This window comes from Streptomyces sp. PTL18, assembly GCF_059510295.1.
Genome location: NZ_JCAJZO010000001.1, coordinates 313,258 through 335,444, shown reverse-complemented (window position 1 = coordinate 335,444; position 22,187 = coordinate 313,258). Strand labels below are relative to the sequence as shown.

20 protein-coding genes and 2 pseudogenes are annotated in these 22,187 nt (G+C 71.2%); 11 read left to right on the top strand and 11 right to left on the bottom strand.

Features of this window, described 5'->3' with window-relative positions:
- Positions 1-78: 78 nt before the first annotated feature.
- The 3 genes from AC5WS8_RS01550 to AC5WS8_RS01540 all read right to left on the bottom strand — a co-directional run bounded on the left by AC5WS8_RS01550 (position 79) and on the right by AC5WS8_RS01540 (position 2,526).
- Entirely contained in the window at positions 79-750 is a 672-nt protein-coding gene (locus tag AC5WS8_RS01550) for a response regulator (protein WP_496101405.1), read from the bottom strand.
- Positions 747-1,826, bottom strand: a complete 1,080-nt coding sequence (locus AC5WS8_RS01545) for a sensor histidine kinase (RefSeq protein ID WP_496101916.1) — start codon at positions 1,824-1,826, stop codon at positions 747-749. Before AC5WS8_RS01545 ends, AC5WS8_RS01550 begins: the two co-directional genes overlap by 4 nt.
- 103 nt (positions 1,827-1,929) lie before the next feature.
- The gene (locus AC5WS8_RS01540; RefSeq protein ID WP_496101404.1) at positions 1,930-2,526 is read right to left on the bottom strand and encodes a hypothetical protein; all 597 of its coding nucleotides are present in this window, start codon (positions 2,524-2,526) and stop codon (positions 1,930-1,932) included.
- A gap of 811 nt (positions 2,527-3,337) precedes the next feature.
- Between AC5WS8_RS01540 and AC5WS8_RS01535 the strand changes: the two genes are divergently transcribed.
- From AC5WS8_RS01535 to AC5WS8_RS01525, 3 genes are all read left to right on the top strand, one after another.
- Positions 3,338-4,024 (top strand): VC0807 family protein, encoded by a 687-nt coding sequence (locus tag AC5WS8_RS01535; RefSeq protein ID WP_496101403.1) that lies wholly within the window; start codon positions 3,338-3,340, stop codon positions 4,022-4,024.
- A gap of 61 nt (positions 4,025-4,085) precedes the next feature.
- On the top strand, positions 4,086-4,316 hold the full coding sequence (locus AC5WS8_RS01530; RefSeq protein WP_496101915.1) for a ferredoxin: 231 nt from the start codon (positions 4,086-4,088) through the stop codon (positions 4,314-4,316).
- Positions 4,316-5,347 carry an NAD(P)/FAD-dependent oxidoreductase gene (locus AC5WS8_RS01525; protein ID WP_496101402.1) on the top strand — a complete coding sequence of 344 codons (1,032 nt, stop codon included), beginning with the start codon at positions 4,316-4,318 and terminating at the stop codon, positions 5,345-5,347. Before AC5WS8_RS01530 ends, AC5WS8_RS01525 begins: the two co-directional genes overlap by 1 nt.
- Positions 5,348-5,544: 197 nt before the next feature.
- Here AC5WS8_RS01525 and AC5WS8_RS01520 read toward each other — a convergent pair whose 3' ends face one another.
- The 3 genes and pseudogenes from AC5WS8_RS01520 to AC5WS8_RS01510 all read right to left on the bottom strand — a co-directional run.
- Positions 5,545-6,564 carry a Gfo/Idh/MocA family protein gene (locus tag AC5WS8_RS01520; RefSeq protein WP_496101401.1) on the bottom strand — a complete coding sequence of 340 codons (1,020 nt, stop codon included), beginning with the start codon at positions 6,562-6,564 and terminating at the stop codon, positions 5,545-5,547.
- 52 nt (positions 6,565-6,616) lie between these two features.
- Positions 6,617-7,378 carry an SDR family oxidoreductase gene (locus tag AC5WS8_RS01515; RefSeq protein WP_496101400.1) on the bottom strand — a complete coding sequence of 254 codons (762 nt, stop codon included), beginning with the start codon at positions 7,376-7,378 and terminating at the stop codon, positions 6,617-6,619.
- 11 nt (positions 7,379-7,389) lie between these two features.
- A pseudogene (locus AC5WS8_RS01510) lies at positions 7,390-7,527 on the bottom strand (phytanoyl-CoA dioxygenase family protein); the annotation flags it as partial.
- Between the two features lie 220 nt (positions 7,528-7,747).
- On the opposite strand from AC5WS8_RS01510, the pseudogene AC5WS8_RS01505 reads away from it, so the two are divergent.
- From AC5WS8_RS01505 to AC5WS8_RS01475, 7 genes and pseudogenes are all read left to right on the top strand, one after another.
- A pseudogene (locus tag AC5WS8_RS01505) lies at positions 7,748-7,999 on the top strand (LacI family transcriptional regulator); the annotation flags it as partial.
- A 168-nt stretch (positions 8,000-8,167) separates the two neighbouring features.
- On the top strand, positions 8,168-8,593 hold the full coding sequence (locus tag AC5WS8_RS01500; RefSeq protein WP_496101399.1) for a hypothetical protein: 426 nt from the start codon (positions 8,168-8,170) through the stop codon (positions 8,591-8,593).
- Between the two features lie 258 nt (positions 8,594-8,851).
- On the top strand, positions 8,852-9,739 hold the full coding sequence (locus AC5WS8_RS01495) for an oxygenase MpaB family protein (RefSeq protein WP_496101914.1): 888 nt from the start codon (positions 8,852-8,854) through the stop codon (positions 9,737-9,739).
- A gap of 58 nt (positions 9,740-9,797) precedes the next feature.
- Entirely contained in the window at positions 9,798-11,408 is a 1,611-nt protein-coding gene (locus tag AC5WS8_RS01490; protein WP_496101398.1) for a phytoene desaturase family protein, read from the top strand.
- A 62-nt stretch (positions 11,409-11,470) separates the two neighbouring features.
- Positions 11,471-12,580 carry a nitronate monooxygenase gene (locus AC5WS8_RS01485; protein ID WP_496101397.1) on the top strand — a complete coding sequence of 370 codons (1,110 nt, stop codon included), beginning with the start codon at positions 11,471-11,473 and terminating at the stop codon, positions 12,578-12,580.
- Complete coding sequence (locus tag AC5WS8_RS01480) at positions 12,577-14,127, top strand: acyl-CoA synthetase (RefSeq protein WP_496101396.1); 1,551 nt, start codon at positions 12,577-12,579, stop codon at positions 14,125-14,127. The genes AC5WS8_RS01485 and AC5WS8_RS01480 overlap by 4 nt, the downstream gene beginning before the upstream one ends.
- Positions 14,128-14,197: 70 nt before the next feature.
- Complete coding sequence (locus AC5WS8_RS01475; RefSeq protein WP_496101395.1) at positions 14,198-15,694, top strand: acyl-CoA synthetase; 1,497 nt, start codon at positions 14,198-14,200, stop codon at positions 15,692-15,694.
- Between the two features lie 7 nt (positions 15,695-15,701).
- Here the strand turns inward: AC5WS8_RS01475 and paaK are convergent, their stop codons facing one another.
- Complete coding sequence (gene paaK, locus AC5WS8_RS01470; protein ID WP_496101394.1) at positions 15,702-16,997, bottom strand: phenylacetate--CoA ligase PaaK; 1,296 nt, start codon at positions 16,995-16,997, stop codon at positions 15,702-15,704.
- 147 nt (positions 16,998-17,144) lie between these two features.
- Here paaK and AC5WS8_RS01465 point away from each other — a divergent pair, with 147 nt between their 5' ends.
- Positions 17,145-17,990: an alpha/beta fold hydrolase gene (locus AC5WS8_RS01465; RefSeq protein ID WP_496101393.1), complete on the top strand. Its 846-nt coding sequence runs from the start codon at positions 17,145-17,147 to the stop codon at positions 17,988-17,990.
- Between the two features lie 9 nt (positions 17,991-17,999).
- Here the strand turns inward: AC5WS8_RS01465 and AC5WS8_RS01460 are convergent, their stop codons facing one another.
- From AC5WS8_RS01460 to AC5WS8_RS01445, 4 genes are read right to left on the bottom strand one after another with little or no spacing between them, the layout of a single operon-like run.
- Positions 18,000-18,596: a GTP-binding protein gene (locus AC5WS8_RS01460; protein ID WP_496101392.1), complete on the bottom strand. Its 597-nt coding sequence runs from the start codon at positions 18,594-18,596 to the stop codon at positions 18,000-18,002.
- Positions 18,577-18,951: a DUF742 domain-containing protein gene (locus AC5WS8_RS01455; protein ID WP_496101391.1), complete on the bottom strand. Its 375-nt coding sequence runs from the start codon at positions 18,949-18,951 to the stop codon at positions 18,577-18,579. The genes AC5WS8_RS01460 and AC5WS8_RS01455 overlap by 20 nt, the downstream gene beginning before the upstream one ends.
- Positions 18,944-19,375: a roadblock/LC7 domain-containing protein gene (locus tag AC5WS8_RS01450; RefSeq protein ID WP_200419577.1), complete on the bottom strand. Its 432-nt coding sequence runs from the start codon at positions 19,373-19,375 to the stop codon at positions 18,944-18,946. The genes AC5WS8_RS01455 and AC5WS8_RS01450 overlap by 8 nt, the downstream gene beginning before the upstream one ends.
- 60 nt (positions 19,376-19,435) lie before the next feature.
- Entirely contained in the window at positions 19,436-22,114 is a 2,679-nt protein-coding gene (locus AC5WS8_RS01445) for a sensor histidine kinase (protein ID WP_496101390.1), read from the bottom strand.
- Positions 22,115-22,187 lie beyond the last annotated feature (73 nt).

Below are 22,187 nucleotides of genomic sequence, written 5' to 3'. Positions count from 1 at the left end.
GGTCGAAAACCCATCTACCAGGGCATTCATCACACTGTCAGCCCAAGTACCAAGCTGTCGCGACAGGTTGGAAAAGCCTCACTGAGGGGGTTGTGGGGAGTTCTGGTTGCGTAGGGCGTAGCGGACGGCGTCGGCGCGGGAGTGGAAGCCGGCTTTGGTGAAGATGTTGTTGATGTGTGTCTTCACCGTGGCTTCGCTGATCACCAGCTTTGCCGCGATCTCCGGATTGCGCAGCCCTTCGCCGATCAATGCGAGGATCTCGCGTTCCCGTGCGGTCAGGTTGACGCCATCGTCCTGGGGCGGCGTGGCGGGGGTGGGCCGTGCCGTGAGGGCGAGCAGGCGGCGTTGCACCGCGGGGGCGAGCACAGTCTGGCCCTGGGCGGCGGCGCGCACGGCATGCAGGATCGTGGTGCGGTCGGCGTCCTTGGTGAGGTAGCCGCTCGCGCCGGCGTGCAGGGCTGCGAGGATCGACTTGTCGTCGTCGAAGGTGGTCAGAACGAGGACGATGGTGTCCGGTTCGGTGGCGTGGATCCGTCCTGTCGCCTCCACTCCGTCCATGACCGGCATGTTGAGGTCCATGAGCATCACGTCCGGGTGATGTTGCTTGGCGGCCTCGAGGGCTTCCGCGCCGTTGGTCGCGGTGGCCACGACGGTCACGTCCTCGGCGAGGCCGAGCATGACCGCGAGCGCCTCGCGGACGGTTGCTTGGTCGTCGACGACGACAAGGGTGATCGTATTGCTCTCGGTCATCGGGGCAGCTCCAGTTCCACCGTCCAGCCGCCCTCGCGGGTCGGCCCGGCTTGCAGGGTTCCACCAAGCAGAGCGGCGCGTTCCCGCATGCCGACGAGACCGACCCCGGTACCGCCGGCGAAACCGGAGCGCGCTGCCTCGGTCGCGGGCCCGTTGCGCACGGTCAGGGCGACGCGGTCTTCGGCGAAGGCCAGGTGTATGCAGCGCTGCGCACCGGACGCATACTTGGCCGCGTTGGTCAGCGCCTCCTGTGCTGCCCGGACCATCGCATGTGTCGCCTCAGCGCTGATTTCGCCGACCTCGCCGGCGGTCGTGAACTCGATGGCGTTGTGTTCGGCGAGTTGGCGCAGGGTGTCGGTCAGGGGCAGGGTGCCCTCGCGCAGCGCATGGACGGCGCGCCGGGTCTCACTGATACTGTCCACGGCGAGTGCACGGGCTCTGCGGATGGCAGCGGTGGCCTCGTCCTGACGTCCGCTGGCGCCCAGCGCGTCGGCCATGTCCAGCTGCAGCGCGATACCGGACAGCGAGTGGCCGAGCACATCATGGACCTCGCGGGCAATGCGACCGCGTTCGATCAGCGCCGCCTCCCGAGCTTCTGACTCCGTGGCCCGTTGTGCCTCCTCGGTCGCGCGCCGGGCGCTGCGCAGAGCGTCGAGTCGGTCCCGATTGGATATGCCGATGTACACGGGCAGACCCACGGTCAGCGTCACCCACCAGGGCCACTGCGGCGCGTTGGGCGCTAACAGTTCCAGGAGCCAGGTCGCACCGGCAGCCACGAGCGCACCAGCCACCGCGACGCTCACCGCGGTCTTGCGGGAGGCAAGCTTCACACCCGCCGCCCGGGCGGCGACGTAAGGGAAGAACGCCGCCGCCGTCGTTTCGTGCGCGAGAGGCAGCAGCAGCGAACTGAGCAGCATGTACGCACTCATCGCGACGACTTGCTGCCGGTTGCTCAGGCGCGTCCACGATGGCAGCGCGCCCACCGCTGTGATCGAGGCGAGGACGAACAGCGGCAGCGCGATCGCGGGGAACGGAATGCTGCTGTTGGACCATTGGGCGATGGTTCCGGCGATCATGGCGAACACGAGGAACGGCTGGATCAGTTGCTCGTCCTGGAATCGTTCGGGTGGAGCTGGTGGCTGGCGGCTGGTGGTGGTTTGGACGCGGGAGCTTTGATCGTCATCGGTGGTGGTTGTGGGGTTGTTCGGTGTGGGTGTTTTGCTGGGCGGGGGTGTGGTGGGTGAGGTGGTGCTGGAGGTGGTCGAGGAGGGGGGACATCTGGTGGGGGGTGCCGTTGTGGCCGGGACTCCACATGACGCGGTGGTTGTTGCGTAGGGCGCGGTAGAGGATGACGAGTCCTTCGGTAAGGATGCCGATGCCGAGGGTGAACAGCAGGCTGTTGCCGGCTATGCCGGTGTTTTTGGGCAGGTGGGTGTGCAGGGCAAGGCTGGCGCCGAGTTTGGCGGCCAGGTTGAGGATCCACAAGAGGAGGGTGGTGCCGGTGTAGCGGATGAAGGCGAGGCCGTCGTGGTGGGAGATGCGTACGCTTGCTCCGCGTAGGGCGCCCAGGAGGATGCTGATCGTGGCGGTGGCGACGAGGAAGGTCAGTGACAGGGGTGTTTTGATCTGTTCGGATGCGTCGTTCAGGCCGATCACGGTGAGGACGGCGGGCAGGACCAGCATCCGTTTGGCCTGTGCCGGCTCGCCGGTCAGCCGTCGGACCAGTAGGTAGCCGACTGCGGCCACGATCAGCACGATCTCTACGGAACCGCTCATTTCGACTGCCTCCGCCCGGCGTTGTGTGCGTTGCCGAGAAAGTTACGGTCGGCCTGTGGCGATGTCGTGCGGCGAGCGCTGTATCCCCGGGTGGAGATCCCTCTCCACCCCGGGTGGACACCGGCCCACCGAGCCTCGGCATCGCCGGCGCAATCCCGATCTCGAGCAGCACGAGCGCGGCGGCGGCGTACAGCGCCCCCCGGTATCCGCTGACCGCTGCCGCGAGCGCGGTGGCCGGGGCGGCGTCGGCCGGGTGTCCGGCGCCGACCGTGGCGAGGGCGGAGAGCGCGGCGACGCGACGTTGACGATGGTCATGTCCAGCGAGTTGCGCACCGCACAGCACGAGCAGCACCGTCGCCGTCGATCCGCTGCGGCGTTGCGTCCGTGCCAAGCCGGCCAGTGCCGCGGCGCCTTGCCCGCCGTAGGGTCGGCAACCGTCACATACCTCCCTGCCCGTTGCCGGCGATCAAGGCGGTTCCAGCGGATACACGTGTCGACCTCCGCGTCCTCAGGAATCCATTCCTCTCACCAGACGTGAGAGCGAAGGTGAAATCCCGTCGGTGAAATTGAGCCGTCCGCACAGTAGAGCCGCCACCGGTGCGATGTCCTGCAGCGAGGGCCGTACCTTGCGGTCGCCGGGTGGAGCGGCTTCTCCACCCGGATCCAGGGTGTCCGCCGCATGACGCTCACGGCTGCGAAACGTACTGTCGTCATCAATCGCGGGGGAAACGCACGCGGTTGCCGGCGAATTCATTTCCCGGCCAGGAATGCACTCGAAATGGTCTCACCACTCGAAGATTTTGGAGTCGACATGCCGCAGATCTCGTCCGCCCCGACCACCGCCGACAACCGATCCAGCGGACGGCGCCTCAACGCGACCGCGCGCGGGATGGCCTCCATGCTCTTCTACGACATCGGTCTTTCGGTGATCGCGTACTTCGTCGCCGAACTGCTCGGGGCGAGCAACTACGGGGCGCTGCTGGCCGGCACTGTCGCCTCCGGCCTGCGTGTGTGCTGGGTGGCGGTGCGTCAGCGGAGGGTCGATCCGTTCGCGGTGTTCCTTCTCGCCCTGTTCGGTGCGGGTCTCGCCTTGAGCTTCACCACCGGCGATCCCCGGTTCATCCTGGCCAAGGACGCGGCTATGTCCACCACCGCCGGACTGGTCCTGGTCATCAGCTGCCTCATCAAGCGCCCACTCGCCTATTACGCCGCCCTGCGCTTCGCCCGTTCGGCTGGGGGCGCACAGCACGAGGAGTTCCAGTCCACCGCGAAGTCCACCGCCATGCGGGCCCGGTGGTTCCGCGTCTCGCTGGTGTGGGGGGTCTCGCTGCTGGTCGACGCCGGCCTGCGCATCGCTGCCGTCTACCTGCTGCCGATCGGGGTCGCCTCCAACGTCTCGCAGGTGCTCATGGTCGCTGTCTACACCCTGCTGTTCGTGTGGACCATCGTCTCGGCGAGGAAGACGGAAGCCGCAATGCGAGCTCAGGCCCGGGCATGACCAACTCAACAGCGACCAGCACGGTAAATGAGAAGGCGATCATGCGAGTTTCCTTGTCGACCTGAACCGCTGCCAGAGCTACGGCCAGTGCGTATACGCGGCGCCGCAGGTGTTCCGGTTCCGGGGTGTGGAGTCACTGGAGTACGACCACGTGCCGGATGCGGAGTCCGACCGGGCCGTGGAACGGGCCGCGCGGGCCTGCCCGGTCCAGGCCATCACGCTGGGCCGGGTGACCGAGGCCCACACCGCGGCAGAGCCCGGTCGCCACGCCCCCGACGGGGCGGTGCGGTGATGGCCGTACCGAACGGACGGATCGTCATCGTCGGCGCGTCACTCGCAGGCCTGCGCACCGCGGAGTCGCTGCGGGCGGGCGGGTTCACCGGCGAGCTGGTATTGATCGGCGACGAGCCGTACGAACCCTACGACAGGCCCCCGCTGTCCAAGACGGTGCTGTCGGGGTGGATCAGGACCGACCGACTGCTGCTGCCCAGAACACAGGAACTGCACGCACGCTGGCTGCTCGGCGTCGCCGCGACCGGGCTGAACCCGACCGCCCGCGAGGTGCGCCTGGCCGACGGCCGCGCCATCGGTTTCGACGCTCTGGTCATCGCGACGGGAACGCGGGCTCGCCCCTGGCCGATCGCCGACCAAGCCCACCTGCGCGGTGTGCACCTGCTGCGAGGCCGCGCCGACGCCGACCGGCTACTGGCCGATCTCACCGCCGGGCCGCGCCGGGTGCTCGTCATAGGCGGCGGTTTCACCGGCTCGGAGGTGGCTTCCAGCTGCCACGACCTCGGCCTGCCGGTGACCGTGACCCAGCGCGGCCCCGCACCGATGGCGAGCGCACTCGGCGCCGTCGTTGGAGCGGCCATCGCAACGCGGCAGCGGGCGCACGGAATCGATCTGCGGGTGCGTACGACCGTCACCGCACTCGACGGTGACGCCGAGGGCCGGCTGCGGCGAGCTCACCTGTCCGACGGAGATGTCGTCGAGGCCGATGTCGCCGTCGTCGCCACGGGTTCGCTCCGCAACACCGAATGGCTGGCCGGCAGCGGGCTCGCCGCCGACACCGGCGGCGTCGACTGCGACACCGCCTGCCGTGCCCTCGACGCGGGCGGCGCCGTCGTTCCCCACGTGTATGTCGCGGGTGACGTGGCCCGCTGGCGGCATCCGCACTTCGACGCCGAACCACAGGCGCTGGAACACTGGGGCAACGCCATCGACCAGGCCGAGGTCGCCGCCCACAACCTCACTCACCCGCCGGCGGCCCTGCGGCGCAACACGGCACTGCCCGTTCGGGGGCAAGCGCGCCCTCCACACTGACGTCCCGGATCCCGATGCGGTGTGGCTGTTTGGTGATGCGGTCGTAAGCGCGCTCTGTTCGCGGCGGACGGTGAACGGGTGGCGGATCGAGACGCCTCGGAGCCCCGGGGCCTGCGGCGGCGGAACTGCGGAACTTCCTCAGCGAGGTGCCCGCTGGCCGCTCCCAGCAGCCCGATCCGCAGCGGCTCGCCCATGCCTCACTCCACCCCGTCCATGCCGTGGCGCACCTCGTCCATCCGCACCGGTCGGTGCTCGGCCAGCGACAGCGTGCAGGCCTCGGCGATCCAGCTCGCCTCGATGGCGTCGGCCACCGTACACGGTGAGGGCCTCGTGCCCGCCACCACCTCGGTGAACGCGGCGAGTTCGGCGCGGTAGGCGTTCGCGAAGCGGTCCATGAAGAAGTGGTGCGGGGCACCGGCCGGGAAGGTGGCGCCCGGTTCGACGGACCGCAGCGGCAGCTTGTCCTCCAGGCCCACGGCGATGCTGTCCTTCATACCGTGCAGCTCCAGACGCACGTCGTAACCGCGCGCGTTGTGCCGGGAGTTGGAGATCACCGCCAGGGTGCCGTCGTCCAGGGTGAGGAGCGCTGAGGCGGTGTCGACATCGCCGGCGGCCGCGATGTACTCGGCACCGCGGTTGCCGCCGGCCGCGTAGACCTCGGTGACCTCCCGCCCGGTCACCCAGCGTACGATGTCGAAGTCGTGCACCGAGCAGTCGCGGAAGATGCCCCCGGAGACCGCGATGTAGGCCTCCGGCGGTGGCGCCGGGTCCAGGGTGGTGGAGCGCACGGTGTGCAGCGGTCCGAGGGCACCGGCGAGGACCGCCTCGCGCGCGGCGACACAGCCCGCGTCGAAGCGCCGGTTGTACCCGATGTGCACCTCGACGCCGCTGTCCCGCACCGCACGCAGCACGGCCAGACTCTCCTCGACGGATTTCGCCACCGGCTTCTCGCAGAAGACGGGGACGCCCGCCCGGGCGGCGGCGAGGATCAGCTCCGGATGGGCGTCCGTGGCGGCGGCGATCACGACGCCGTCCACCCCTGCGGCGAACAGCGCCTGAGGAGAGTCGACCGCCCTCGCCCCGAAGCGCTCCGCCGCCGACGCGGCGGCCGCGGCCACGGGATCGGTGACCACCAGGGAGTCCACCGCGTCCAGTGCGGCGAGGGTGGCGGCGTGGAAGGCGCCGATCCGGCCGAGGCCGAGAATGCCGATACGCATGGGAAGTTGCTCCAATGAGGAAGGTGATGTGGGGGGAGCCGACGGGCGAGGTTCAGTCGAGCCCGCCGAAGACGTTCTGGTCCCAGTCGATGATCGAACCGGTCACCACGCCGCTGCGGTCGGAGAGCAGGAAGACGACGAAGTCGGCGATCTCGTCGACCTGTCCGAGCCTGCCCATCGGCACCGCCTCGGCCGCCTTCTCGCGCCAGTCGTCATCGGCGCCGTGGAAGGCGCGCTGGATCGCGTCCTCGCCCTCGGTGTCCGTCCACCCGATGTTCAGGCCGTTGACCCGGACGCGGTCCCAGCGGTGCGCGTGCGCCGCGTTGCGGGTGAGCCCCATCAGACCGGCCTTGGCGGCGACGTACGGGGCGAGGAACGGCTGCCCGCCGTGGGCCGAGGAGGTGATGATGTTGACGATGGTGCCGGGCGCCCCGCGGTCCACCATGTTCCGCACGGCCGCCTGCATCGCGAAGAACGGCGCCCGCAGATTGATCGCGACGTGCGCGTCGAAGAGATCCGGCGTGGTGTCCAGCAGCGAACCGCGCGAGGTCAGCCCGGCCGCGTTCACCAGGCAGTCGATCCTGCCGCACAGTTCCACGGCCTGCTCCACGCTGCCGCGCGCCGCCGCCGGATCCGTGAGGTCCGCCCGTACGAAGACGGCCCCGGCCTCCTTCGCGAACTCCTCGCCGACGTCGGCCCTGCGTCCGGTGAAGACCACGCGCGCCCCTTCGCGCACGGCCGCCCGGACGATCCCGGCGCCGACACCCTGGCTTCCCCCGTTGACCAGGACGACCTTGTCCTCCAGCAGTCCCATGCGATTCCCTCTCAGACCCGGCGGCGCCCGGCGCCCGCTCGCAGTTCCTGCCGCAGTCGCTGCGGGCTCCAGCCCTCGGCCGCGGCCCGCCTCACGGTGTCCGCCTGGGACGGCGGTGCCGGCCCGTCGACCGGCGGGTCCGGATCCAGCAGCCAGAGCCCGGGGCCCGTGGCGGTGAGAGACATCGCGGAGTCCTTTCGTCGTGCCGTCGTCTCCGCCAGTCTTGTGAACCCGGTCCCCTCAATCAATGATCAGAAGCCCATCAAAAAACCATCATCGACCAGGGCCGGTCCTCAGGATCGGCGCCCGCCCCCACGACTTCCCGGAACAGCCATGGGACACCCGTACACGATCCGCGACACCGCCCGTCAGGCCTTTTCGGCGCTCGGCCGTGCCCCGGCCGTCTTCATCGCCCACGACCTCGACCAGGACAACAACGTGCGCCTGCTGCGGGAGCGCCGCATCTCCGCCGTACTCCACCACGACCTGCGCCAGGACATGCGTCGCGGCTGCCAGACGGTCATGCGGGCGCACGGGGCACTCCCCGAGGAGGGGCTACGACTTCCGTCGCCGATCCAGGTCGTCACGCCGTTCAACCTGCCGCCCGGGGCGGCGACCTAGGGGTGAGGGAGCCGACGCGTCTCAGAACTGGCATCCGGCATCATAACCCTCAAAGATCACGTAACATCCAGATCGGAAATCGATCAACTTCCGTAGTCACCCGCTCAGTTGGAGACTCCTCCAACGCCTCGACCAAGGGTGACCGCGCAAGGGGGAAGGAACACAACGATGCAGTCATCCACTCTCCGGCGACGTCTCGCCGGCACGGCGGCCACCGCTCTCCTGGTCGGTGCGGGCGTCCTGGTGGGCGCGCCGTCAGCGGCGGCGAAGGCCAACCTGCTGGCCATCGACAAGGTGTCGCTCCATGCCCCGGGCCTGCAGGTGAAGGTCACCTACTCCTGCGACCCCGGCATGGACCACGAGCTCGTGGCCAACGCGACGACCCTCCGCGACAGCCACGACGAGTCGATCGCCGCGGGCACCATCAAGAAGGACAAGCTCGTCTGCGACTACGACAGCCACGTCGCGCAGGTCGCACTGCGCCCGGCCGTGGGGTCGCACTTCGAGAAGGGGGACAAGGTCAAGGTCACCGTCTTCTACTTCGACAACGACGGGTTCAGCTACGCCAACGAGGAGACCGTCGCCGTTCTGTGAGACGGCCCTCGCCCCGGCAGGCGGCACACGGGGTGCCCGGGAAACCGGCCCGCACTGTCGTCCGCCGGGGCTCCGGGGGCCTTGCACCGTGAGCGTCCACCCAGGTCGCGCGGCCTGGGCGGGCATGGTGCGAAGACCCCTGAGCCCGGGGGCCGATCCCCCGGAGGACGGACTGCCCCGCCGCACGGTGCTCGGCACGGCCGATCCGGTCGCCGATCCAGTTGCCGAGGCGGCGCACCGCGGTGCGCCGGCGGGTTGATGGAGCCCGGCGGGCACGGTCACACTGGCCGGGTGGACGCGGATCCGGGGTTCTACGGGCCCTCCTCGGTGACCTGGCAGATGCACGCCGACCCCATGATGTGGGTCGCCGGCATCCGCGCGCTCTACCTTCAGGCCCTGCACCCGCCCACCGTGCGCGGCGTCCTGCAGAACTCCGACTTCCGCCGCGACGCCTGGGGCCGGCTGATGCGCACCGCCAACTTCGTCGGGACGACGACGTACGGCACCACCGAGGCCGCCGAGCGGCTGGCGGCGCGGGTACGGAAGATCCACGGCAGGCTCGGCGCCACCGACCCCGGCACGGGCGAGCGGTACGCCCTCGACGACCCCGGGCTGCTGCTGTGGGTGCACTGCGCCGAGATCGGCTCCTACCTCGACGTCCTGCGCCGCTCGGGGTTCCCGCTCACCGACGCCGCTGCCGACCGGTACATCCGGGAGAACCGGGCCGCCGCCGCCCTGGTCGGACTCGACCCCGGGCAGGTCCCCGCGGACCGGGGGGAGTTGGCCGCGTACTTCGAGAAGGTGCGGCCCGAACTCGCCGCAGGACCCGAGGCCCGGGAGGTGGACGACTTCCTGCGGCGCCCGCCGACCCACCCGCTGCTGTTCCCGGCGCGCGCCCTGCTGTGGCGGCGCGTCGCCGACCTCGCGTACGCCGCCCTGCCCCCGTACGCCCACGAACTCTACGGCCGCCCGGCCCCGGGCCCCCAGACCGTCACCCGGCGGCTGCGCCTGGCCGGCACCTTGCTGCGCCGCATCCCGGCACGCGTGCGCTGGCAACTGCCCCCGAAGCACGTTCTGCGCGCCGTGGCCCGGCTCGGCCCCGGCGCGCGGCCCGTACCGTACAAGGCGGGCGGACACGTCGGCTGAGTGGGCGGCGCCCGGCCCGTCTCTGGCCGATCCGGATCATCGCGTGCTACGAAGAAGCATGCCTGCACCCGAAGGACACGAAGCGCACCCAAGACACGGGGAGTACGACGCCGTGATCGTCGGCGGCGGTCACAACGGCCTCGTGGCCGCCGCCTACCTCTCCCGGGCCGGGCGTTCCGTGCTCGTGCTGGAGCGGCTGGACCACACCGGCGGCGCCGCCGTGTCCACGCGTCCCTTCGACGGGGTCGACGCGCGGCTGTCGCGCTACTCCTACCTGGTCAGCCTGCTGCCCCGGAAGATCGTGCGGGACCTGGAGCTGGACTTCCGCGTGCGGGCACGCACCGTCTCCTCGTACACGCCCGTGGAGCGCGGCGGACGCCCCACCGGGCTGCTCGTCGGCGGTGGCGAGCGGCGCACCCGGGAGGCGTTCGCCCGGCTCACCGGCTCCGACCACGAGTTCGAGGCCTGGCAGCGCTTCTACGGCATGACCGGGCACGTGGCCCAGCGAGTGTTCCCGACGCTCACCGAGCCGCTCCCCACCCGCGACGACCTGCGCCGCCGCATCGACGACGAGGAGGCGTGGCACGCCCTGTTCGAGGAGCCGATCGGCGCCGCGATCGAGGCCCGCTTCACCGACGACCTGGTCCGCGGAGTCGTCCTCACCGACGCGCTCATCGGCACCTTCGCCGACGCCCACGACGACTCCCTCAAGCAGAACCGCTGCTTCCTCTACCACGTCATCGGTGGCGGCACCGGCGCCTGGGACGTCCCCGTCGGCGGCATGGGCGCCCTCACCGACGCGCTCGCGACGGCGGCGCGCGCCGCCGGTGCGGTGATCGCCACCGGGCGCGAGGCGGTACGGATCGACACCGACGGGCGCACCGCGGAGGTCACCTACCGCAGCCCGGACGGCGAGCGCACCGTCTCCGCCCGGCACGTCCTGGTGAACGCCTCCCCGCAGGAGCTGGCCCACCTCACCGGAGACACTCCGCCGGCCCCGGCCGAGGGCGCCCAGCTCAAGGTGAACATGCTGCTCACCCGGCTGCCCGCGCTGCGCGACAGCGCCGTCGACCCTCGTGAGGCGTTCTCCGGCACCTTCCACATCGCCGAGGGATACGGGCAACTGGCCGCCGCCCACGCCCAGGCCGCCGCAGGCTCACTGCCCACCGCACCGCCGTCCGAGATCTACTGCCACTCGCTCACCGATCCCAGCATCCTCGGCCCCGACCTCGTCGCACGCGGCTACCAGACCCTCACCCTCTTCGGCCTGCACACCCCCGCGCGGCTCTTCGAGGAGAACAACGACGCCGTACGGGAGGAACTGCTGAAGTCGACGCTGGCGCAGCTGGACGCCCACCTCGCCGAGCCGGTCGAGAACTGCCTGGCCGTCGACGCGGAGGGACGCCCCTGCATCGAGGCCAGGTCCCCGCTCGACCTGGAGCGCGACCTGCGGCTGCCCGGCGGCAACATCTTCCACCGCGAACTTGCCTGGCCGTATGCCGAGGAGGGCACCGGCCGCTGGGGTGTGGAGACCCGGCATGCGAACGTCCTGCTGTGCGGCGCGGGCGCGGTGCGCGGCGGCGGAGTGAGCGGCGTGCCCGGGCACAACGCGGCGATGGCGGTGCTCGAGGACCTCGGGGAGCCGCGGCCGAAAACCGGAGCACCCTAAAAACCTGACGGGCCATCAGAAAACCTCTTCCGTCCTCTCGGCCGCTGCGGCATCCTGCGCCCATGCAGACGGAGCTGAGCAAGCAACTCGGAATCGAGCACGCCCTCTTCGGGTTCACGCCGTTTCCCGCCGTCGCCGCGGCGATCAGCCGGGCCGGCGGTTTCGGCGTGCTCGGCGCGGTCCGCTACACCGCACCCGACGACCTCAAGCGCGACCTCGACTGGGTCGACGCGCACGTCGACGGCCGCCCCTACGGACTGGACGTCGTCATGCCCGCCAAGAAGGTGGAGGGCGTGACGGAGGCCGATGTCGAGGCGATGATCCCGGAAGGACACCGGCAGTTCGTCAGGGACACCCTGGCCGCGCACGGGGTGCCCGAACTCTCCGAGGGCGACGCGTCGGGCTGGCGGATCACCGGCTGGATGGAACAGGTCGCCCGCAGACAGCTCGACGTGGCCTTCGACCACCCGATCAGGCTGCTCGCCAACGCTCTCGGCTCCCCGCCCGCCGACGTCGTCGAACGCGCCCACTCCCAGGGCGTCGCGGTCGCCGCGCTCGCCGGCAGCGCCCGGCACGCCCGCAAGCACCAGGAGGCCGGCATCGACATCGTGGTCGCGCAAGGATACGAGGCCGGCGGCCACACCGGCGAGATCGCCACCATGGTGCTCACGCCGGAAGTGGTCGACGCCGTCGACCCGTTGCCGGTACTGGCCGCCGGCGGCATCGGCAGCGGACAGCAGGTCGCCGCCGCCCTCGCACTCGGCGCACAGGGCGTCTGGCTCGGCTCGATCTGGCTGACCACCACCGAGGCCGAACTCCCCTCACCCGTCCTCGTCCGCAAGCTGCTGGCCGCCGGCTCGGGCGACACGGTCCGCTCCCGGGCGCTGACCGGCAAACCGGCCCGGCAGCTGCGTACCACGTGGACGGACGCCTGGGACGACCCGCAGGGCCCGGGCGCCCTGCCCATGCCGCTGCAGGGCCTGCTGGTCGCCGAGGCGATCACCCGCATCCAGAAGTACGAGGTGGAGCCGCTGCTCGGCACGCCCGTCGGTCAGATCGTCGGCCGTATGACCGGCGAACGCAGCGTCCAGACCGTCGTCGACGACCTCACCCGCGGCTTCGAGAGGGCCGTCGACCGCATCAACCGGATCGCCGGAAGGAGCCAGCAATGAGCCAGGCCGCCATCGGTTTCTGGGCGCAGGCAGCGGCGGACCCCGAACGTACCGTCCTCATCGCGCCCGACGGGTCGGAGTGGACCGCCGGACGGCTGCTCGCCGCCGCCAACCAGCTGGTGCACGGGCTGCGTGCCGCCGGGCTGCGCACCGGCGACTCCTTCGCCGTCGTCCTGCCCAACGGGGCGGAGTTCCTCACCGCCTATCTGGCCGCCACCCAGGCCGGTCTCTACCTCGTCCCCGTCAACCACCACCTCGTCGGGCCGGAGATCGCCTGGATCGTCTCCGACTCCGGCGCCAAGGTGATCGTCGCGCACCAGCGGTTCGCCGACGCGGCACGCGCCGCCGCCGACGAGGCCGCGCTGCCGGTCACCCACCGGTACTCCGTCGGCGCGGTCGAGGGCTTCCGGCCGTACGCCGAGCTCCTCGACGGGCAGCCCGAGTCGGTGCCCGGCGACCGCACCCTCGGCTGGGTCATGAACTACACCTCGGGCACCACGGGCCGTCCCCGCGGCATCCGCCGCCCGCTGCCCGGAAAACCGCCCGAGGAGGCCTACCTGGGCGGCTTCCTCGGCATCTTCGGCATCCAGCCCCACGACGACAACGTCCACCTCGTCTGCTCGCCGCTGTACCACACGGCCGTGCTCCAGTTCGCGGGCGCGTCCCTGCACATCGGGCACCGGCTGGTCGTGATGGACAAGTGGACGCCCGAGGAGATGCTCCGCCTCATCGACGCCCACCGCTGCACGCACACACACATGGTGCCGACCCAGTTCCACCGCCTGCTCGCCCTGCCCGACGAGGTGAAGGCCCGCTACGACGTGACGTCCATGCGGCACGCCATCCACGGCGCCGCCCCGTGCCCGGACCATGTGAAGCGGGCGATGATCGAGTGGTGGGGCACGTGCGTGGAGGAGTACTACGCGGCCAGCGAGGGCGGCGGCGCCTTCGCGAGTGCCGAGGACTGGCTGAAGAAGCCCGGCACAGTCGGCAAGGCGTGGCCCATCAGCGAACTCGCCGTCTTCGACGACGACGGAAACCGTCTGCCGCCCGGCGAACTCGGCACCGTCTACATGAGGATGAGCACCGGCGGCTTCTCGTACCACAGGGACGAGGCCAAGACGCGCAAGAACCGCATCGGCGACTTCTTCACCGTCGGAGACCTCGGCCACCTCGACGAGGACGGCTATCTCTTCCTGCGCGACCGCAAGATCGACCTGATCATCTCCGGCGGCGTCAACATCTACCCGGCCGAGATCGAGGCCGCGCTGCTCACCCACCCCGCCGTCGCCGACGCGGCCGCCTTCGGCATCCCGCACGACGACTGGGGGGAGGAGGTCAAGGCCGTCGTCGAACCGGCCCCGGGCCACGACCCCGGCCCGGCGCTCGCCACGGACATCCTCGACCACTGCGCACGCCGACTCGCCGGGTACAAGCGGCCCAGGAGCGTCGAATTCATCGCGTCGATGCCCCGCGACCCCAACGGCAAGCTGTACAAACGGCGGCTGCGCGAACCGTACTGGGAAGGCCGTACCCGCCCCGTGTGACCGCTGCTTGACCTGCCTGCCGTGCGCGGCGAGGATCGCGCCAGGGCCCGGGGACAGGGAGGAGCGGGACATGACGGCGGGACGTGGCGTCACGGTCGACGGCACGCTGCGGCGCAGCGCTCGGCGCACCCCGGCGCGGGTGGCGGTCCACTACGGCGACCGGTCGTGGACCTACGCGGAACTCGACGACGCCGTCTCGCGCGCCGCCCGGGTGCTGCGGGAGGCCGGGCTCGCCCCCGGCGACCGGGTCGGCGCACTGGGCCACAACTCCGACGCCTATCTGATCGCCTTCCTGGCCTGCGCCCGCGCCGGGCTGGTGCACGTCCCGGTGAACCAGAACCTGACCGGCGACGACCTGGCGTACATCGTCGGCCAGTCCGGCTGCTCACTCGTCCTCGCGGACCCGGACCTCGCGGGCGATCTGCCGGACGGCGTACCTCGGCTGCCCCTGCGCGACGCGGACGACTCGCTGCTCGCGCGGCTGGCCGCGGCGGTGCCGTACGACGGCGGGGAACCGCGCGCCGAGGACCTGGTGCAGTTGCTGTACACGTCCGGCACGACCGCGCTGCCCAAGGGGGCGATGATGACCCACCGCGCCCTGGTGCACGAGTACCTGAGCGCGATCACCGCCCTCGACCTGAGCGCGGGCGACCGGCCCGTGCACGCCCTGCCGCTCTACCACTCGGCGCAGATGCACGTCTTCCTGCTGCCCTACCTCGCCGTCGGCGCCGAGAACGTCATCCTGGACGCGCCCGACGGCGACCGGCTCTTCGACCTCGTCGAGGCGGGCCGCGCCGACAGCCTGTTCGCGCCGCCCACCGTGTGGATCGGCCTGGCGAACCGCCCTGACTTCGCCACCCGCGACCTGAGCGGGCTGCGCAAGGCGTACTACGGCGCCTCGATCATGCCGGTGCCCGTCCTGGAGCGCCTGAAGGAGCGGTTGCCGAAGCTCGCGTTCTACAACTGCTTCGGACAGAGCGAGATCGGCCCGCTCGCCATGGTCCTCGGGCCCTGCGAGCACAAGGGCCGCATGGACTCGTGCGGACGCCCGGTGCTGTTCGTGGAGGCGAGGCTCGTCGACGGGTCGGGCAGGGAGGTGCCCGACGGGGAGCGGGGCGAAATCGTCTACCGGTCACCGCAGTTGTGCGAGGGCTACTGGAACAAGCCGGAGGAGAGCGCCGAGGCGTTCCGCGACGGCTGGTTCCACTCCGGTGACCTCGCCGTGCGGGACGCCGACGGGTACTTCACCATCGTCGACCGGGTCAGGGACGTCATCAACTCCGGTGGTGTACTGGTCGCTTCCCGGCAGGTCGAGGACGCCCTGTACACCCACGAACAGGTCGCCGAGGCCGCGGTCGTCGGACTGCCCGACGAGCGGTGGATCGAGGCGGTCACGGCGGTCGTCGTACCGCGCGGAGAGGTGACCGAGGCCGAGCTGATCGCCCACGTACGCGAGAGGCTGCCGCACTTCAAGGCGCCGAAGCGGGTGCTGTTCGTGGACGAGCTGCCGCGCAACGCGAGCGGGAAGATCCTCAAGCGGGAGCTGCGGGACCGGTTCGGCGGCTGAGGACGCGTCAGCGCGGCCGCAGGTCCACGATGCGCCGGATCTTGCCCACGGACCGCTCCAGCGACTCCGGTTCGACGATCTCGACCCCCACCGACACACCGATCCCGTCCTTCACGGCCGCGGCGATGGCGAGCGCCGCCGCCTCACGCTGCTCCGGGGTGGCGCCGGGGCGGGCCTCGGCCCGCACCGTCAGCGCGTCCAGCCGACCCTCCCGGGTGAGCCGGAGCTGGAAGTGCGGTGCCACGCCCGGGGCGCGCAGCACGATCTCCTCGATCTGCGTGGGGAAGAGGTTGACGCCCCGCAGGATGACCATGTCGTCGCTGCGCCCGGTGACCTTCTCGATGCGCCGGAAGACTCGCGCGGTGCCGGGCAGCAGCCGGGTCAGGTCCCGCGTACGGTACCGGATCACGGGCATGGCCTCCTTGGTGAGGGAGGTGAAGACCAGTTCGCCCTCCTCACCGTCCGGCAGCACCTCGCCCGTGACCGGGTCGACGACCTCGGGGTAGAAGTGGTCCTCCCACACATGGAGCCCGTCCTTGGTCTCGACGCACTCCTGCGCCACACCCGGACCGATCACCTCCGACAGGCCGTAGATGTCGACCGCGTCGATCGCGAACCGCTCCTCGATCTCGCGCCGCATCTCCTCGGTCCACGGCTCGGCTCCGAAGATGCCGACCCGCAGCGAGGTGGTGCGCGGATCGACGCCCTGGCGCTCGAACTCGTCCAGGAGGGTGAGCATGTACGAGGGGGTGACCATGATGACGTCGGGCCCGAGGTCCTGGATCAGCTGCACCTGGCGGGCCGTCATGCCACCGGAGGCGGGGATCACCGTGCAGCCGAGGCGTTCGGCGCCGTAGTGGGCGCCGAGGCCGCCGGTGAACAGGCCGTAGCCGTACGCCACGTGCACCGTGTCACCGGGCCGGCCGCCCGCCGCGCGGATGGACCGGGCCACCATGTCCGCCCACGTCGACAGGTCGCCCTCGGTGTACCCGACGACCGTGGGCCGTCCGGTGGTGCCGCTGGAGGCGTGGATACGGCGGATCCGCTCCCTGGGGACGGCGAACATGCCGTACGGGTAGTGCTCCCTGAGGTCCGTCTTCACGGTGAACGGGAACCGGGCGAGATCCGCGAGCGTACGGCAGTCCTCCGGCCGCACTCCCGCCTTGTCGAAGGACTCCCGGTAGAAGGGCACGTGCTCGTAGGCATGCCGCAGCGAGGCCCGCAACCGCTCCAGCTGCAGGGCGCGCAGCGCCTGAGCGTCGAGCCGTTCTCCCGCGTCCAGCAGGCCCTGAGCGTGCGCCATGGAGATGCCTCCCGACAAACGTGGCAAACCGGTCAACCGATCATTCGGTAGTTGTCGAGGATCAGTAATCCAGCGCACCCGGCCGGAGGCAAGAGGCCGGCCGGAACTTTCTTGCGGCGAGTCCGCTTCACCGCGAAGATCAGGTACATGCCGACCTTCGACGCGTACGACGGGACCCGACTCGCCTACCACCTGCGCGGAGGAGGGGAACCGCTCGTCGTACTGCCCGGCGGGCCGATGCGCGCCTCCGCGTACCTCGGGGACCTCGGCGGGCTCGACCGCCGCCGGCGGCTCGTGCTGCTCGATCTGCGCGGGACCGGGGACTCGGCCGTGCCGGCGGATCCGGACACATACCGCTGCGACCGGCTCGTCGACGACGTGGAGGCGCTGCGCGAGCACCTCGGACTCGAGCGCATGGACATCCTCGCGCACTCGGCGGGCGGCAGCCTCGCCCTGCTCCACGCGGCCCGGTTCCCCGAACGTGTCGCCCGGCTCGCCCTGATCACCGTCACCCCCTGGGCGCTCGGCATGCCCGCCACGGCCGAGGACCGGCTCGAGGCGGCACGGCTGCGCGAGGGCGAGCCCTGGTTCGCGAAGGCCTTCCCCGCGTTCGAGGCCTGGCTGAAGGGTGAGGGCGACTTCGACCCGGTGTTCATACCCTTCTTCTACGGGAGGTGGGACGCGGCGGCACAGGAGCACGTGGCGGACCGGGCGGGGCAGGCCAATGACGCGGCGGCCGACGTCTTCCTCGCCGACGCGGCGTTCGACCCGCCCGCCACCCTGGCCGCGCTCGCCCGGCTGACCGCACCGGTCCTCGTGTACGCCGGCGAACTCGACGGCGGCCCTCGGCCCGATCTCGCCCGCCGCCTCACCGAGCTTCTTCCCCGCGCCGAGGTCACGGTCCAGCCGGGCGCCGGGCACTACCCGTGGCTGGACGACCCCGAGCACTTCGCGACCCGGGTGGGCGCCTTCCTCGCGGGCCGAACGGGCTGACCTCGGCTGTCAGCGGCCCGCCGGAGAGGCCAGACGGGCCGCCGCCCGGGCCCGGGCCGCCTCCAGGACCGCCAGCAGAACCGCCTTGCTGGAGTTGCGGTCCCGTACGTCGCACAGGAGCACCGGTGTGGACGCGTCCAGGTCCAGCGCCGCCCGGACCTGCTCCGCCGTGCAGTCCCGGCGCCCGTCGAAGCAGTTGACCCCCACCGCGAAGGGGATCTCCCGCGCCTCGAAGAAGTCGATCGAGGCGAACGAGGCGTCCAGCCGGCGCGTGTCGGCGAGCACGACCGCTGCCAGCGCGCCCGTCGCCAGGTCGTCCCACATGAACCAGAACCGGTCCTGCCCGGGTGTGCCGAACAGGTACAGCACCAGCTCCGGCGCAATGGTGATCCGGCCGAAGTCCATGGCGACCGTGGTCGACGACTTGCCCTCCACCCCGGTCAGGTCGTCGACCCCCAGGCTCGCCTCGGTCATGCGCTCCTCGGTCTCCAGCGGGGGCACCTCGCTGACCGAGCCCACCATGGTGGTCTTGCCCACGCCGAAACCGCCCGCGATGAGGATCTTCAGCGCGGTGGGCATGACCGGCTCAGAGCTGACGGATACCATCCATCACCCTTTCGATGATTTCCACACTCGGCTGCTCGTCCTGCCCGGGCGGCGACTGGACGATGATGAGCGAGGCGTTGAGCAGATCCCCGCACAGGATCTTCACCACGCTCACGGGCAGGTCCAGATGCGCGGCGATCTCGGCGACCGCCACCGCGCGGTCCCGGCACAGCTCGAGGATCTGGACCGACTCCGGCTCCAGGTACTCGTACTCGAACTCAGCCTCGGACCGCGCGACGACCAGCGTGATCAGTGTGAACGTGTGCTGACTGTGGCGGGTGCGCCCGCCCGTGATGGCGTACGGCCGTAAATGCCGCCCGGCCTCCGCACCGTCGAGCCACCGCGGTTCACGCATCCTGAATAAGACCGCCGGACGATGTCTGGACGCGAGGCGCGGCGCTCATGTATTGGCCGACCTGCTTGACGAGCGTGCCCATCTCGAACGCCATCATCCCCACATCCACTTCCTCCGAGGCGATCGCGGCCAGCCGGGCGCCCCTGCCCGCGGCCGTGACGAACAGGAACGCCCTCTCCATCTGGATGACCGTCTGCTGGACCTCCCCGCCGTGGAAGTGGCGCGCGGCGCCCCGGGCCAGGCTGTGCATGCCCGACCCCACCGCGGACAGGTGCTCGGCGTCGTCGCGGCGCAGGTCCTTCGACTTGCCGATGAGGAGCCCGTCCCCGGACAGCACGATGGCACAGCGGATCTCCGGGATCCGGTCCACCAGGCCGTCGAGGAGCCAGTCCAGCTGCGGCCCGGGATGTACCTGCTCAGTCATTGCTCAACGTTCCCTCACAGTCGATTGGCACCGGGGTCCCCCTGAATCGTGCGGCCGGCCCTACGCACCGGCCGGTCCGTCCGGATCGGACGTCCGGGCCCGCTTCAGCCCCTGCTGAATGGCGATCATCGCGCGCGCCGAAGCCTCCGGGGAGATGACACCGTCGTCCTCCTCACCCTCGGGCCGGCCCTGAGTCTGTGCGGCCTCCCTGCGCAACTGCTGCGCGAGGCTGGCTCCCCGGGTCCGCTGCGGCAGCACCGGGGGCGTCGTCAGCCGGTGCGCCGCACCGGGCGCGGGCGCCTGCCCGGCGGGCGCGGTGCGCCCCGCCGCGGGCTCACGGCCGGGCGGCGGCCCGGCCTGGGGGCGGTCCTGCTCCGGCGGACGCCCGGCCCGGGGTCGCTCCTGTCCCGGCGGCGGCCCGGCCTGCGGCCCGCCGTACCCGGACTGCGGCCCGCCGTACTGCGACGGCCGCCCGGTGGGCTCGGTCGGCGGCCCGGTGTACCCGGACCCCGCCGCGGAGGCCGCAGCCCGTGGCGCCGGGGCCTGCTGCGGGGTGGCCCACCGGTCCGGGCCGGACGGGGGCACGGGGTGTTCCGACACGGGCGGCAACAGACCTGCACCTCCGTACTCGGGGAAGCCGCTGTGATCCGCGATGCGGGAGTGCGTGAGCACGTCCGCCGCCGCGACCGCCGACGCGGCCACGCTCCCGGCCGCTCCCACAGCCGCGCCCGCGAGCGCCCTGTCCTCGGCCCGGGGCTCGCTCCGCAGCACGTTGCCGGCCGCCGCGGCCGCCGACCTGAGCTGGTCGAGGACCGGCGACTGGAGCTCCTCCAGCAGCTCCGAGGGCAACAGCACGACGACGAGCGTGCCGCCGTAGACGGACTCGCGCAGCTCCACGTTGATCCTGTGCCGCTCGGCCAGCCGGGCGACCACGAAGTGGCCGAGACGCGGGTCCTCGCCCAGGGACGTCATGTCCAGCTTGGGCGGGTGGGCGAGCAGTTCGTTGGCGTCCGCCATCTTGTCGGGCGGTATACCGAGTCCGTGGTCCTCGACATGGATGGCCAGCCCCTTGGCCACCTTGGTGGCGCTCACGAACACCTGGGTGTCCGGCGGGGAGAAGCTCGTGCCGTTCTCGATCAGCTCGGCGAGCAGGTGCGTGACGTCCGCCACGGCCCGGCCCGCGAGGGCGACACGCCGCTCGGCGGGCACGTTCTTCACCTTCACGCGCGTGTACTGCTCGGTCTCCGCGACCGCACTGCGCATCACGTCGGTGATGGAGACGGGCGCGGTCATCCGGCGGCTCGGCGGGGAACCGCTGAGGATCACCAGGTTCTCCGCGTGCCGTCGCACACGGGTCGCGAGGTGGTCGACCTTGAAGATGTCCTTCAGCAGGTCGGAGTCCTCGTGCTTGCGCTCCAGGTCGTCCAGGAGCGAGATCAGACGGTGGATCAGGATCTGGGTGCGGCGGATGAGCTGTGCGAAGACCTTCTCGGTCCCCTCGCGGCCCCTGGACTGACGCATCGCGGTGTCCGCGGCGACCCGGCCCAGCCGGTCGATGGCCCCGGCCAGCCGCTCCAGCTCGTCGCCGGCCTGGTGGCCCTGCGGGCCGAGGACGGCCGGGTCCACGTGCTCGCCGCGCTCGATACGGGCCAGCAACCGGGGCAGGGTGCGGGACAGTTCCTCGGCCCGCGCCTCGAGTTCGGACACCCGGCCCAGCGTGGCGCTACGGGCGCGCAGCGCGAGAACGGCACCGCCGGCCAGCGCGGCCAGGGTGGCGGCGGTGCCCAGGAGCATGCCGAGCAGCAGTTCGTCGGCCCGGTGCGAGGCGTCGTCCGCAAGCCCCCGCACGGAGTCCGCGCCCAGCGACTGGAGATCACCCAGAACACCGCTCGCGGTGTCGGGCCACGTCGAGGCCTTCGAAGGCAGTGTCGTGCCCTGGGCGGACGCCACGGAATCGCCGAGCGTGCCCAGCGTCGTCCACTGGGCGCCGCCGGTGACCTGCGCATAGCCCGCGGCCGCCCCGTCGGGCAGGTCACGGGCGGTCAGGCCGGTGCTGAACTCCCGCTGGAGCGCCAGGTATTCCGCGAACTGGGCGCGGGTCGTCGCCGGTATGCGCCCGGAGGGCAGCACACCGGACAGCAGGGCGTCCTGGCGCGAGAGCATTTCCGTGATCTGCACCAGGGAGACGGTGGCGGAGCCGCCCCGCGCCAGGGCGCCGTTGTCGCTGCGGACGGCGGCGGTCACCAGTGACACGCCCTGGGAGATGGTGTCGGTGAAGTACTGGAAGGTGTCGGCCGCGGACAGCGTGCGGGCGTCCATCGCCCGTCGGCGGTCGGACAGCGCGGCCAGCGCGTCCTCGAGCGACTTCGCCCGGCGTCGAAGCGCCGCCGTGTCCAGGCCCGAGGAGTCACGGTAGGCGGTGAGGGCGGTGTCGGTCTTCTTCCGGGCGGCCTCGAGGTCACCGCGGGCGGCGCCCGCGCGACCCGCCTGCCAGACGGCGGTCAGTCGGCGCTCGTTCTGCAGGGCCGAGAGCACGGCCTGGGCAGGCCGGGCGGCGGACGTGTCGTGGTCCGCGTCGGCCTGCAACTGGACGTGCTCGTCGACGAGACCGGCCGCCGTGTACCCCCACAGTCCGGTCAGACAGACGGCGGGCACGACGAAGGGCAGGACGAACGAGAATCGGAGAGATCTGCGCGGGGCGGACCGATGACGCGTCCGCCGGTCGCGGGTGCCTGGCATCTGATTCCTCGTACGGCAGCGAAGCACTGGTTCGGTTGGGACGGTGCGAGTGCCGGATTGCGTCCGGCGCGGC